General features: G+C 29.3%; 15 protein-coding genes and 5 tRNA genes. 11 read left to right on the top strand and 9 right to left on the bottom strand.

From position 1 onward, the window contains the following. Positions 1–20: 20 nt before the first annotated feature. From I0K12_RS07195 to I0K12_RS07150, 10 genes are all read left to right on the top strand, one after another. A complete protein-coding gene (locus I0K12_RS07195; protein WP_196886610.1) occupies positions 21–761 on the top strand; it encodes an MlaE family ABC transporter permease in 741 nt (246 codons plus the stop codon). After that, positions 762–1,526, top strand: coding sequence for an ABC transporter ATP-binding protein (locus I0K12_RS07190; RefSeq protein WP_196886609.1), 765 nt, complete (start codon positions 762–764; stop codon positions 1,524–1,526). A gap of 810 nt (positions 1,527–2,336) precedes the next feature. Beyond that, a tRNA-Lys gene (locus I0K12_RS07185) sits at positions 2,337–2,409 on the top strand. Between the two features lie 24 nt (positions 2,410–2,433). After that, positions 2,434–2,514, top strand: a tRNA-Tyr gene (locus I0K12_RS07180). Positions 2,515–2,527: 13 nt separating this feature from the next. After that, positions 2,528–2,600: transfer RNA gene (locus I0K12_RS07175), tRNA-Lys, on the top strand. Between the two features lie 24 nt (positions 2,601–2,624). Beyond that, positions 2,625–2,705: transfer RNA gene (locus tag I0K12_RS07170), tRNA-Tyr, on the top strand. 16 nt (positions 2,706–2,721) lie between these two features. Next, a tRNA-Lys gene (locus tag I0K12_RS07165) sits at positions 2,722–2,794 on the top strand. A 279-nt stretch (positions 2,795–3,073) separates the two neighbouring features. Next, entirely contained in the window at positions 3,074–3,475 is a 402-nt protein-coding gene (locus tag I0K12_RS07160) for a TerB family tellurite resistance protein (protein ID WP_196886598.1), read from the top strand. 575 nt (positions 3,476–4,050) lie between these two features. Next, on the top strand, positions 4,051–5,289 hold the full coding sequence (locus I0K12_RS07155) for a DEAD/DEAH box helicase (RefSeq protein WP_196886596.1): 1,239 nt from the start codon (positions 4,051–4,053) through the stop codon (positions 5,287–5,289). An 88-nt stretch (positions 5,290–5,377) separates the two neighbouring features. Next, complete coding sequence (locus tag I0K12_RS07150) at positions 5,378–6,115, top strand: SDR family NAD(P)-dependent oxidoreductase (protein ID WP_196886594.1); 738 nt, start codon at positions 5,378–5,380, stop codon at positions 6,113–6,115. A 93-nt stretch (positions 6,116–6,208) separates the two neighbouring features. Here the strand turns inward: I0K12_RS07150 and I0K12_RS07145 are convergent, their stop codons facing one another. Continuing rightward, complete coding sequence (locus tag I0K12_RS07145; RefSeq protein WP_196886592.1) at positions 6,209–6,595, bottom strand: hypothetical protein; 387 nt, start codon at positions 6,593–6,595, stop codon at positions 6,209–6,211. Positions 6,596–6,856: 261 nt separating this feature from the next. On the opposite strand from I0K12_RS07145, the gene I0K12_RS07140 reads away from it, so the two are divergent. After that, on the top strand, positions 6,857–7,726 hold the full coding sequence (locus I0K12_RS07140) for a glycosyl hydrolase family 18 protein (RefSeq protein ID WP_196886590.1): 870 nt from the start codon (positions 6,857–6,859) through the stop codon (positions 7,724–7,726). Positions 7,727–7,786: 60 nt separating this feature from the next. On the opposite strand, the gene I0K12_RS07135 is transcribed toward I0K12_RS07140, so the two are convergent. The 8 genes from I0K12_RS07135 to I0K12_RS07100 form a co-directional block, all read right to left on the bottom strand. Then, positions 7,787–8,521: a hypothetical protein gene (locus I0K12_RS07135; protein WP_196886588.1), complete on the bottom strand. Its 735-nt coding sequence runs from the start codon at positions 8,519–8,521 to the stop codon at positions 7,787–7,789. Between the two features lie 206 nt (positions 8,522–8,727). Then, positions 8,728–9,462 (bottom strand): hypothetical protein, encoded by a 735-nt coding sequence (locus I0K12_RS07130; RefSeq protein WP_196886586.1) that lies wholly within the window; start codon positions 9,460–9,462, stop codon positions 8,728–8,730. A gap of 69 nt (positions 9,463–9,531) precedes the next feature. Further along, entirely contained in the window at positions 9,532–9,915 is a 384-nt protein-coding gene (locus tag I0K12_RS07125) for a hypothetical protein (protein WP_196886584.1), read from the bottom strand. Between the two features lie 461 nt (positions 9,916–10,376). Beyond that, positions 10,377–11,183, bottom strand: a complete 807-nt coding sequence (locus tag I0K12_RS07120) for an HAD family hydrolase (RefSeq protein ID WP_196886582.1) — start codon at positions 11,181–11,183, stop codon at positions 10,377–10,379. A gap of 1 nt (position 11,184) precedes the next feature. After that, the gene (locus I0K12_RS07115; protein ID WP_196886580.1) at positions 11,185–11,367 is read right to left on the bottom strand and encodes an Arc family DNA binding domain-containing protein; all 183 of its coding nucleotides are present in this window, start codon (positions 11,365–11,367) and stop codon (positions 11,185–11,187) included. A 220-nt stretch (positions 11,368–11,587) separates the two neighbouring features. Then, on the bottom strand, positions 11,588–12,544 hold the full coding sequence (locus I0K12_RS07110) for an alpha/beta hydrolase (RefSeq protein WP_196886578.1): 957 nt from the start codon (positions 12,542–12,544) through the stop codon (positions 11,588–11,590). A gap of 4 nt (positions 12,545–12,548) precedes the next feature. After that, positions 12,549–13,046 (bottom strand): DUF1648 domain-containing protein, encoded by a 498-nt coding sequence (locus I0K12_RS07105; RefSeq protein WP_196886577.1) that lies wholly within the window; start codon positions 13,044–13,046, stop codon positions 12,549–12,551. Positions 13,047–13,196: 150 nt separating this feature from the next. Beyond that, positions 13,197–13,364: a DUF4177 domain-containing protein gene (locus I0K12_RS07100; protein ID WP_196886576.1), complete on the bottom strand. Its 168-nt coding sequence runs from the start codon at positions 13,362–13,364 to the stop codon at positions 13,197–13,199. Positions 13,365–13,545: the final 181 nt, after the last annotated feature.

Below are 13,545 nucleotides of genomic sequence, written 5' to 3'. Positions count from 1 at the left end.
TTAGCGCAAAAATAGCTGAGATGAATTATATCGAGCATATAGGAAAGTATTACTTAATGTTGAAGCAGACATTCAGAAAACCTCAAAAATGGTCTGTCTTCAGAGAAACCCTTTTTAAGGAAATCGAAGATTTAGGGTTAAAGTCAATCGGAATAATAACATTTATCTCCTTTTTTATTGGAGGAGTTGTAGCTATTCAAACTGCTTTAAATGTTGACAGTCCCTTTATCCCAAAATATCTAATCGGATTTGCCACAAAACGATCCGTAATTCTAGAATTCGCACCTACGTTTACTTCTGTAATCTTAGCTGGAAAAGTAGGTTCTTATATTACCTCTAGTATCGGAACAATGCGTGTAACAGAACAAATCGATGCGCTAGAAGTGATGGGAGTAAATTCTTTAAACTATTTAGTGTTACCAAAAATTATTGCTGCACTATTTTTCTACCCAATTCTAGTTCTATTTTCAATGACACTTGGTATTTTTGGAGGTTGGGCTGCAGGTTTACTAACAGATTTATTTTATACTGAAGATTTCGTAATAGGTATTCAAGAAGATTTCAACCCTTTCTTAATTACCTACGCAATGATAAAATCTACTGTTTTCGCATTTGCCATCGCAACAATCCCAGCTTATCATGGATATTTCGTAAAAGGAGGATCTATCGAAGTTGGTAGAGCAAGTACAAGAGCTGTAGTATGGACAAGTGTTGTAATTATTTTATTAAACTATTTCTTAACTCAAATGCTTTTAGGATAAATGATAGAAGTAAAAGATTTATATAAAGAATTCAACGGTACACCTGTTCTAAAAGGTATTTCAGCAACTTTTGAAGAAGGTAAAACCAATCTTATCATTGGACAGAGTGGATCTGGAAAAACAGTATTCCTGAAATCTTTATTAGGACTACATGAACCAGAAAAAGGAACCATCGCATATGACGGAAGAATTTATTCCGACTTATCCATAAAAGAAAAGAGAAACCTACGAAAAGAAATGGGAATGGTTTTTCAAGGAAGTGCACTTTTTGATTCCGAAACAATCGAATCAAATGTAATGTTTCCACTTAAAATGTTTACAAATCAACCATTGGACGAAATGAGAGATCGTGTAAATTTTGTATTAAAAAGAGTAAACCTTGAAAACGTAAATAATAAATTCCCTGCACAACTTTCAGGAGGAATGCAAAAACGTGTTGCCATTGCAAGAGCGATTGTGATGAATCCACGTTATCTTTTTTGTGATGAACCAAATTCAGGACTAGATCCAACCACTTCGATTCTTATCGATAATTTGATTCAAGAAATCACAGACGAATACCAAATGATTACCATCATCAACACACATGATATGAACTCTGTGATGGAAATTGGAGAAAAAATTATTTTCCTAAAAGATGGATTCAAAGCATGGGAAGGAACTCACGAAGACATTTTCAGAACCGATAATAAAGTAATCACCGATTTTGTTTATTCGTCCAACCTATTCAAAAAAGTACGAAAAGCACTACTAAACGAAAAATAAAACACAAAGCTATGATTCTTTCATAGCTTTTTTTATTTCTCAGAACTGCTCCACTATCCTCTAAATTTATTACCAACTACAATATTATTTGGAGCTTCCCCTACGGGTCGGGCTTTCCATTATATCTTTTGCTCCGTACCTCCGCAAAAGGATGCCACTACAATCCCTAAGCCGAAAAAAATACTAGTTCAACAAATAAAGTTTAAAATTAATTTACAAATGTAATTAAGTAAAAAACTTAAACAATAAATAAATTCTTCTATTGAGATGTATAATTATTAAGTTCTATTATTATTTATCAATTTTTAAGGTTAACAGGAATAAATTTGTAATTCATGAATAAGCATCCACAAGAAAAAAATGACTTCAATCTAGAGACATCTTCAAAATTTCACCTTAAAATCTCGAATTCTAAATCCATTTGCATCTAAGAAAAACTCTATTATCAATAAACTTTCAAAGAATCTTCAAGTATTTTCATTCTTAAAACCTACCAAACTCTACAATCAATTATAAAAATTCAGGTTCAAAAATGTTAAAATCCCCTTTCAAAAAGAAAATCTTCTCAAAAACACTTCAAATTCCCACCTTAAAATCGCGATTTTTAAGTAAGTTTTTACACATCGAAACTTCCATTTTAAATAAAAAATTAGCAACTTTAAAAAAAGTTTATTTTTTTTCATTTTTTAAATATTTGATATTTAGTTTTCTAAAAAAAACTTTACATTTTTTTTAGAAATTGTTTTGTTAGTTTAAAAATAAGCTCATATATTTGCAGCCGCTAACAAGGAATAACAGTAGCGAATTAATGACCGGGTAGCTCAGTTGGTAGAGCATCTCCCTTTTAAGGAGAGGGTCCTGGGTTCGAGCCCCAGCCCGGTCACAAATTTATTTTCATAAAAATCTTGGTGAGATACTCAAGTGGCCAACGAGGGCAGACTGTAAATCTGCTGCGCAAGCTTCGGAGGTTCGAATCCTCCTCTCACCACAAACAAAATTATGACCGGGTAGCTCAGTTGGTAGAGCATCTCCCTTTTAAGGAGAGGGTCCTGGGTTCGAGCCCCAGCCCGGTCACAAATTTATTTTTATGAAAATATCGGTGAGATACTCAAGTGGCCAACGAGGGCAGACTGTAAATCTGCTGCGCAAGCTTCGGAGGTTCGAATCCTCCTCTCACCACAAAACAAATTTTAATGACCGGGTAGCTCAGTTGGTAGAGCATCTCCCTTTTAAGGAGAGGGTCCTGGGTTCGAGCCCCAGCCCGGTCACTAAGCTTCACTTTTTCGTGAAGCTTTTTTTTTCATATATCTTTTTAAAAAAGTTGAAAAATTTTTCATTTGAATTTTTTAATAATCTACAAATAGAAAAGCAATAACAGTCCGTTATTGCTTTTTATTTTTTACACTTATTTTCTTTTATTTCTTCGTTTACTTTAATAAATATTTATTTTTTAGGTAGCTTTTGATTAAATTAATCTTAAATTGATTCTTCCTTATTATCGAATCAGTATTTTTTTTTATCTTTAAGTGCTAAAACCTTGATGAAATATGCAGTCACACGCTGAAAAACTTAGTTTACTCTCTCAATTGATACAGTTTGCAAAAAGTGATGCGCCACTTAATGCAGAAGAATATAATTTTATTGTAAATATTGCTGAACAACTAGGCGTGGAAAAGCCCGAATTAAATTCTTTATTAGTAAAAAAAGTTTCTATTGAGATTCCGAAAGAAGAAAGTGATCGTATTGTTCAGTTTCACCGTTTGGTTTTATTGATGAATATTGATGATACGAATAAATCTAAAGAATTGGAAATGATTCGAAATATTGGTCTGAAAATGGGATTAAGTCCTATAGCGACGGATAAAGTTTTAGAAACAATGCATCGATATGAGGATAAAATTGTTCCGACTGAAGTATTGATTTCTATCTTTCAAAGACATTATAACTGAGAATATATCTGAATTTATATAAAACTGAAAAGCACCAACAATCTGTTAGTGCTTTTTTGTTTTCTGTTTTTTCTGGCTTAGGGATTGAAGTGGTTAGCTTTTGTTTTTGCAAAAATTAGTTTTTTCTTAGAAAACGGAGGCGACCTTAGAAGCCCACGGATTTCTTTAGAAAAACTTTTTTGGAAAAACAAAACTAAAAACGAAAAACCCGACCTTTTTCTGAGTTTTTAGAAACGAAGAAAAATGGGAAGCTCCTTATTATATTTAGAATATTTTGAATTTTATTTTTACAATAAAGATTATCACGATTAAAATCTTATAAGATCGTTTTATATTATTTTAAACACACCCCTAGCCCCTCTAAAGAGGGGAACTTAATAATCTATATGTTTTATACAAAACCAAACATGATAATGTCTAATGAACACACTTTACAAAAGTGCGCCAGAGTTTTCATTTAAAAATTATACAAAATGAATTGAGGTAATTCTATTATGTGAAATTGGAAACTATTTAAATATTATGATTTTATTCACTTTAAATAGAGTACTTTTGTGGTTTAGTAAAAATGAAAGATGCAGTTTAAAGATTTAAAACTTAACAAACCTATTTTAAGAGCGATTACGGAGAAGAATTATACGACTCCGACAGAGGTACAACATAAAGTAATTCCGCAAATTATTGAGCAAAATGATGTGATTGTGACAGCGCAAACTGGAACTGGAAAAACGGCTTCGTTTGCTCTTCCGATTTTGAGAATGTTGTTTGATAGACAGGATGCTCCGAAAAAAGGAAAGAAAATCCGTGCTTTGGTGGTGAATCCGACTAGAGAATTGGCAATTCAGGTACAGGAAAACTTCAAGCAATATGGGAAATATACAAATTTGGTTTCTACAGCTATTTTTGGTGGAGTTTCTGCAGTACCTCAGCAAGAGATTTTAGAAAGAGGTGTGGATATTTTGATTGCAACTCCTGGTAGATTGTTGGATTTGCATAAACAAGATGTTTTCCGTTTGGATAAAGTAGAGCAACTTGTTTTGGATGAAGCAGATTTGATGTTAGACATGGGATTCATCAATGATATTCGAAAAATTGAAAGATTGTGTCCAAAAGATAGACAGACTTTGTTGTTTTCTGCTACAATGCCTGATGCAATTGAGGAATTAGCTAAAACGATTATGTTTCAACCTACTCGTGTGACTATTGCAAAAACTTCAAGCACCGCAGATACGATTGTTCAGAAGCTAATGTATGTTCCTAAAAGTGAAAAAGTAGCGCTTTGTGTTCATTTATTAGAAAGAGAATGTAAAGGAAGTACGATTATTTTTAGAAGAACTAAGTTTGGAGCGGATAAACTGGAAAAATCATTGACTAAAAAAGGATTTAATGTTACTTGTTTGCATGGGAATAAATCTCAGAATGCAAGACAAAAAGCTTTGAATCGTTTTAAAAATGGAGATGCTAGAATTTTAATCGCAACGGATGTAGCTGCAAGAGGAATTGATATTTCGGCAGTAGATGCTGTGATTAATTTTGACCTTCCGAATATTGCAGAAACTTATGTACATCGAATTGGAAGAACTGGTAGAGCTGGAATTAATGGAGAATCTTATTCTTTCTGTTGTGAAGATGAGAAAGAATATGTTGCAACTATTGAAACATTGATTGGGAAAAAAATCCCGGTGGATAATGAGCATCCTTTTCCATTAGATCCGGATTTAAAACCTCAGGTTCATACCAAAAAATCGAATAGTAAACATAGAAAAAATAGAAAATCAGAAGCTTCTAGAAAAAAGAAGAAACGCTGGTATTAATTTAGAAACTATTTTTAAGAAATATAGAATCCTGTGAATTATTTTCATGGGATTTTTTTTTGTAATTTATTGATTAAAAGTAAATCATATGGAATTACAAAAAATAGTGATCGTATCTGGAGGAACGAATGGAATTGGTGAAGCAGTTTGTAAAACACTTCATAAAGAAAATTGGAAAGTTTATAATTTGGATATTTTAGAACAAAAGCATTCTTATTCTGAATATGTTTTTTGTGATATTTCGAACTATGAAAATGTAAAAAATGCTATTGGAGAAATTATTGAAAATGAAAATCGAATAGATGCTGTGTTTAGCAATGCGGGGATTCATCTAATGTCTAATCTAGAAGAAACTACGCTGGAAGATTTTCATAAAGTATTATCTGTCAATTTTTGTGGAACTTTTTATTTATTGAAATCTGTACTTCCATTTATGAAAAAACAGAAGTTTGGAAAAATTGTTTTAAATGGTTCTGAGCAATGTTTTATTGGAAAAGCTAATTCTGCTATTTATGGTGCAACAAAAGGTGCTGTAGGGCAATTAACTAAAAGTACTGCGATAGATTGTGCTCCTTTTAATATTCAAGTAAATGCGGTTTGTCCTGGAACCACGAATACGCCTCTTGTAGACAAGTTTTTAAAAAAATATTGTATCAATGAAAAAGATAAACAAGAAAAAGTTTCTTTTCTAGAAAATGCGCAACTTATAAAACGAATGGCTAAACCAGAAGAAATCGCTTCTTTAGTTTCTTATTTGCTTTCTGATAAATCTGATTTTATTACTGGGTCTTTGATGACTATAGATGGTGGTTATACTTGTGAATAGATTTTATTTTAATTCGCTTTGAAATCTGATCATTTTTTTGAAAAAAAGATGGGAATTATATTCGATAACTCCCACCTTCCATTTATATTTTGTTTATCTCAAAAGACTTGAATTTAGATTCTCTACAAAATCATCATAAAATTGATTTTGAGATTCTTCATCAACAATAAGAAGTTTGATTAATATCTCTTGAAGTCTTGAACAGTGATTGGCAGTTGCATTATCAAAACCTCCTGCAGAGCCTGCATATTGGAAAGGTTCACCACCAACAGTTCCTTTAAAATAAATAATTCCTCCATATTCAAATAACATCCCTTCTACACGAACATCTCCGCTATCTGTTCCTATGATATAATCAACAGCTATTGGATCAGTTGCAAATTTAGTTAATGAATTTTGAAACTTGTTCAAGTTTTCAGTTGAAGCGAATGTGTAAAAAGTTGAAGCTAAAATAGCTGTAATGAATAAAATTTTTTTCATGTTTTTAATTATGTTAAAATTACCTCTCTTTTATTTTCAAGTGATTTTCGAGATTTCCCACTTAATAGATCAAAAATTGCAATTTCTTATAAGATAAATGTAAAGTTACTTTTAGGCTTTTAACACTATACAGAGTTAAACTACTGTAAAATAATAATGTAATTTAATTAAAAAATTAATTTTACAACACATATCTTAATCAAAATTAAAAACATTATTTTAGCATATCAAAAAAGAATTAACAAAAACAAAAGATTTGTTATGCAAAACACATCAAGATTTATAAGCTATTATTGTGGTAATCAAATAGCGTTAAAAGAAGCGATTTCTTTACCATATACTCATATTATTATTGCATTTTTATTTACAAAAGAAGCAAGTCCGATGGAATTAGTATTGGATGGAGGAACTGCTTTAAAAAACATTCCACCTACTTTTACGAATTCTACTAAAGAAGCAATCAAGGACTTACAAAATGCAGGAAAAAAAGTAATGATTTCTTTTGGTGGAGGAGCTATGCACTCGGATGCTTATAAAGGAATTGTAGGTAAAGAAGCTGAAATGGCAGAGTTACTTGTAGGTTTTATGAATGAAAATAATTTAGATGGAATTGATCTAGATTTTGAAGATACTTCAGCTTTTAAAAATACTGCAACTTATGATGGTCGTCAGTTTTTAATTGATTTAACTTTAGAGTTGAAAAAACGTATGGATTCGGATAAAGAAATTGCGCACGCACCTCAACCTCCTTATTTTAGAAAAGGAACTGAAATTGATGGTTATGTTGCTGTGATGGAAAAAGCTGGTCATGCGATTGATTTTGTAAATGTGCAATATTACAATAATACACCATGGAGTAGCAATCCTGCAAAAATTATCGAAACGTATTCTGAATTTAATTCACTTGCTGGAATGAGTGCTGAAAAACACGTTCTTGGATTTCCTGTAACAGAAAAAGATGCTGGTTCTGGATATTTACCTGCAGAAACGATTGTTTCAGAAATTGTAAATCCTTTAAAAGAATCATTCGGAATTGGTGGTGTAATGAATTGGCAATTTTCTAGTGATGTAGATGGAAAATGGGCTATTGAAATTGGTTATCAATTAACTGAGGAAGATGAATTGATTTAGTATCTCTTATTAATAAAAAAAACAGCGTTTCAGTATAATTGAAACGCTGTTTATATATTTTTATAATTCATCGTCTGTTTTTAGTAATATATGTTTAAATAAATTGGTTGATATATTATTTTTATTTAGAATTTCCTTTTTATTTTTTAGAAATTGCTTTGTGTTCTTTAACTCCTTATACTCAATCAAATCCCAACCCATACTAACTTTAGTTGATTCAATTTTAACAATTCCCTCATTAAAATAATTTTTCAGAAATAAGTTTGGTTGTATATACCAAGGTATTTCCTTTGATGTATACACTGTTATATCTCCTTTCGAAGAAACATATTTTGTCACTTGATAACCTTTAACTTTTTCCTTAAAATTTTCGTCTTTTATAAAAATTATTTCTTTATAAGTAATAGCTGAATTTGAATTTTTCTCAAGATATTTTTTTTGATTTTTTAAATCTAAATAGCCACCTAAATGATCTTTGTATACTCTTTCATCCTCCTTAACTGGTATTGACTCGGTTGAATTGTTTAAAAAATTATTATTTGAATCAGAAAATATATTTTCCACTCCATCAGTACATACCATTTCATTATCTGCCAAAAATTTGAAAGTATAATCTTTTATAATTTCTTGAAATCCCTTAATTAAAGCTTCTTTATTAGCACATTGTCCTTCAAGGGCTTCATCTGGAACTATCAGTGTTTTATTATAAGAAAAAGTATATACTTTGTTTTGAGCACTTGTATTTATTGAAAAAATTAAAATAATAATTAATCCAATGATGATTGTTTTATTCATAATTCGTTATTTAATTTTCACTTTTAAAAGCAATTGAATTCGATACAATAATAATAGCAAATAAAATTAAACATATATTGTTAAAAAACAACATATTAGTTAATATTACATCATAAAACAGATAAAGTAATATTAGTTTAAAATTATTTAAAATAAAAAAACAGCGTTTCAGTTAAATTGAAACGCTGTTTTTTGTTTTTATAATTCTAAAGTTTTTCAAAAACTGGTTTAGGATCATTTTCATCTTTATATAATAAACTTTTTAAGGTTTCTACTTTAGCGATTTTTGATTGTCTTAGTAATTGTTGTTTTTTATTTTCAAAATCTTCTGTATTTTCTACTTCTTTTACATCTTCAATAATCCAACTTAAACCGATTTCAGAAGTGTTAATTTTTACAATACCTTCCTTAAAATAATTTCTTAAAAATATTGTAGGTTGAATATTCCATGGTAACTCTTTTGAAGTAAAAACTTCTATTATTCCATCAGAAGAAACATATTTAGATACTTTATATCCATTTATTACCCCACTATACTCTTTATCTTTTAAAAACACAAAAGGTTTATTAGTATATGCTTTTTTCTCATCCAACTCTAAAAATTTTATATTTTTATTATAATCAATATAAACCATTTCTGAAGTTCTTGGATATTCTTCGTGTTTATTTGAACCATTTTGAATTTCAATTTTAATAAAAGGATTCGTACTTTCTATATCATCCCATGAATCCGCATAGTTAAAATCTTTATCACTATAATATATACATACCATCTTTTTTAACATTGCTTCGTTCATCACATCTATAAATGCCTGTCCTGTCTCACATGTTTCATCTGTTCCTCCTTCTATCTTTTGTTTATATTCAAATCGGTAAACTTTATTTTGAGCAAAAGCTATTGAAATATTTAATACTAAAATTAATAATGTAAGTTTTTTCATCGTATATATGTTTTTTATAAAAAAACCTATTACATACTAAAATGTAATAGGTCTAAATAAATTAAAATTCTATAGTTTATCTTTTAGAAACGTTCCTAATTCTTCTTGAAAATCATTTAAATGGCTTTCCCCAATAATACGAATAACATCTTTAACATTTTCAGGGTTTATATTACAATAAGCACCTACTGCATCAGGAAAACCACTTATAGTTCCTCCATAACGAACAGGATCACCATCAATAGTACCTTCAAATATCATATGAATACCGTCTTCTGAAGTAAAAGTACCTGAAACTTCATGACCTGCAATTATTACAGTTCCAGTCCAAGTTCTTAGTTTAAAAAACTCACTTACTTCTATATTCGAAAATTGTTTATTTGAAATTTCACTATTTGCAAAACTTGTAAATCCTAATGCTAAAAAAGCAATACTAAAAAGTATTTTTTTCATAATTTGTTTTAATTTTTGTAAAATTGAAACTCTCTTTTTCTTTAAAGTAGTCTTCGAGTTTTACTACTTAATTTAAAAAATTTGCAAATTTTCTCTTTTTAGAATACTCTAGATTTATTCTAAAATAATTTTCACTTTTAAAAGCAATTGAATTCGACACAATAATAATAACAAATAAAATTAAACATATATTGTTAAAAAATAATATATTAGTTAATATTATATTATAAAACGGATAAAATAATATCACTTTAACAATTCATTTAGTATTCATCTATAAACAATAGTAAAGCATTTTTTTAAACTTAAAAGTCAGTAACATATAAATAACACACCTCTAGTCATTCTCAAGAAGGAATAAAAAAAAGAGGGTATCTCTTATTATTGAAATAACCTCTTTTTGTATTAAAACTAAGATTTTTTTTATAGATAAGCTCCTAGCTTTTTTTTTTAAATATTTTCTATAAAAATTTCTCAATAGCCTGTGCTACACCATGATTATGGTTTGTGTCTACCACAGCATCTGCTATTTCTAAAACTTCTGGTTTTGCATTTTGTACAGCAACTCCAAATCCTACAGCTTCTAACATTTCCATGTCGTTATAATTATCTCCAAAAGCAATGCTTTCTTCTAAAGAAAACTCAGGATAACTATGTTTTAAAAGTGTTTTAATAGCTGTTAGTTTAGAAATTTCTTTGTTCGCAATTTCCAGATAAGTTGGTTTAGAACGATATAAATGAAGAACATCAGAATGGTTTTCTTTTAAAAAATTGAAAATAACATCAATTGCTTCTTCTTCTCCCATACACATAATTTTATGCGCACCTTTTTCTTCTTGCTCCCATTTTTCAATTACTGCATCTGTTTCTGCAACAGTTGGAGTAACTTTCGTATTATTTTCTTCTCTTTTTGCCCAAAAGTCCATTGAAGGAACATACCAATCATCATTATTATATAAACTGATATGAAAAGGAGTTTCTTTAGCAATATTCGAAATAACTTTATGCAATTCAATAGGAATTTCTGTACTATGAATTGGTTTATTATCTACTAAAATCAAACCTCCGTTATAACAAATAATCGGTAAACCTTCGATTTCTAGATCTCTTTGAAGATGATACATAGCACTAGGCATTCTCGAAGAAATCAAAATAAAAGGAATCTCTGGAGAAATACGTTTTACTTGTTCTTTGGTCACAATATCTATTTCTCTTTCTTTGTTTAAAAGAGTTCCATCAATATCTGTGAAAGCGATTTTAAATTTCATTTTATTCGTTGTTTGTTGTGTTGTCTTCCTTTTTAGGTTTCAGTCGTTTCGCTTCTTTCAAACATTTATTTAGCATCCATTCAATTTGCCCGTTTGTAGAACGAAACTCATCTGCTGCCCACTTCTCTACTGCTTTCAACATTTCCTCATCAATACGCAGCGCAAACGCTTTTTTCTTTGCCATAATTGCATAAGATTTTTAGAGTGCGAATATAGTCAGTATTCTACTAAATATATAAGCGATTTTTAGTAATTCTAATATTTTTCTTATTCGAAATTTATAAGAGATAAATCTTTTAAAGACTAATCAATTATTACGATGAAAATATAAGAGCGAATTTTTATTTAAATACACACCTCTAGCCCCTCTCGAGAGGGGAGCATCTAACTTCAATAAAAATATTTTATTCAGTATCATGAATAAATTTGATTATTTCTTCTGCTAACTGTTTTGAGTTTGGATCTGGATTTTCTTTCTTGTATGAAGCTAAGTTTTCAGCTCTATCTCCTTTTATGTCTTTAAACAAATGATTCATGTTTTCGATAATTACAATTTTTGATTCTGGTGCAGCTTTGTGTAATTTTTCAGCTTGTTTTTCATCAACTTGTATATCTTTTGTTCCATTAATTAATAAGATTGGAACTTTTACTTTTTTAATTTCTTCTGTTGGATTATACTTTGCATAACTTGCTAAAAATCCTTGAACTGATGGATTAAAAATAGAAGCCAAAGCAGGTGGATATTCTGTTACTTTTTCTCCTTTTTTTAATTTTTCAAATGAAGTAACCAAAATCTCTCTAAAAACTGGAGCTTGTGAAGAAATTTGTTCTGTCAAAACTATATCTATTGAATCCGCAGCTCCTGCAATAGAAATAAATCCGTCAACATCTTTATCCGAAGCTAACATTCCAACCAAACTTCCTTGACTGTGACCAATAATGTATATTTTTGAAAACTTATAGTTCTTCTTAAAATAAGCAACAACATTTTTTGCATCTGTTATAAATTCATCAAAAGTATAAGTAGTATAATCTATTTTCTTTTCTGTTAAATCTGTAATGGCACTTTTGTCATATCGATATGTTGCGATATTTTGCTTTGCCAAATCTTCTGCTAAATATTTACCAGCATTTGAATGAACATTTACTACAGAACTATTTGCATTTCTATCCATTGGTCCAGAACCTTGAATCATAATTGCTAAAGGCATATTTTGATTTTCAGGATTGTATAATAACGATCCATGTACATCAATTACTTTTGATGGAATATTTAGTTCTATTTCTTTAAAATCCTTTTGAGCAAAAGCAGCGGTTCCGAAGACTACCATGACTAATAATAATATTATTGAGTTTTTCATTTTATCATTTATTTTTAATTATTAAATAGATAATTGCAATTACATAAAGAATTGAAATACCAACAATTATTTCGCCACTATATTCAAATGATTTAGGAATATAGTTTAGAGCAACTGCAATTATTTGATAGAAAATATATGCGAATAAAATACTTACCAAAAGAGATGTTATATAAAGAATCCTGATGTTTAGTGTATATTGTTTTTTTGCGTTCTCTTTTGTGATTTTTACGATGTAATTGAATTTTTCAGGTATTCTAGAAAGTGATTGAAAAAGTATATTAATTAAAGTTAGTACAATAACCATATACCAAAGTGTCATCTTTCCTCTATAACCGGTAGCATTCCCAGTAGAATTAAAATTTGTAGGAATTTTTTCAGGTAACTCTGAGTAATAATGAAAAGTAAAAAAAATTAGGAGTATGATAATACTCCAACTTGAAAAAATGATAATTTTATCAAAAAGAGAAGGCTCTATTTTAATTCTAGGTCTTTGATTCATGATTTTTATTTTTTGTGAATTCGTAATTCACGGTAAATTGAAGTAAAAATGCTTAAAATTGGATTTCTGAAAATGCAAGCAATCGCACAAATCCAATGATATATCCTCAAAGTTTATTTCCTGTCAAAAAGAACCTTCTATCAAAAAAGTCTATTCTTCTTTTTTGTCTCTTTCTAAAATAGCTTTTACGCTTCCTCGGTGTACGAAAGCATTTACAACTCTCCAACCTGTTTTTGCATAACTATTTAGCAAAGCTTCAAAATCTTCGTCTTTTTTGATAGCAGTACCTTTTTGTTTTATAAACTTGTATTCTTTCATTTTTTAAAAAGTTTTTATTGATGTATAAATAAAGTTATTTAGAATTTTACAGAATAATCAATTGTTTAGGATAAATTATTCTTAAGAAATATCTAGGTTCGCAAATATACATTTTAGACCAAGATTTCAAAATACTACTCCGTTTTATTTATAATAATTAACTTTTTTTTAGAAAGTGATC

This window comes from Aureivirga sp. CE67 (assembly GCF_015767245.1).
GTDB lineage: Bacteria > Bacteroidota > Bacteroidia > Flavobacteriales > Flavobacteriaceae > Aureivirga.
Note: the sequence above shows the minus strand (reverse complement) of the source record. Positions and strands in the feature narration are given on the sequence as shown.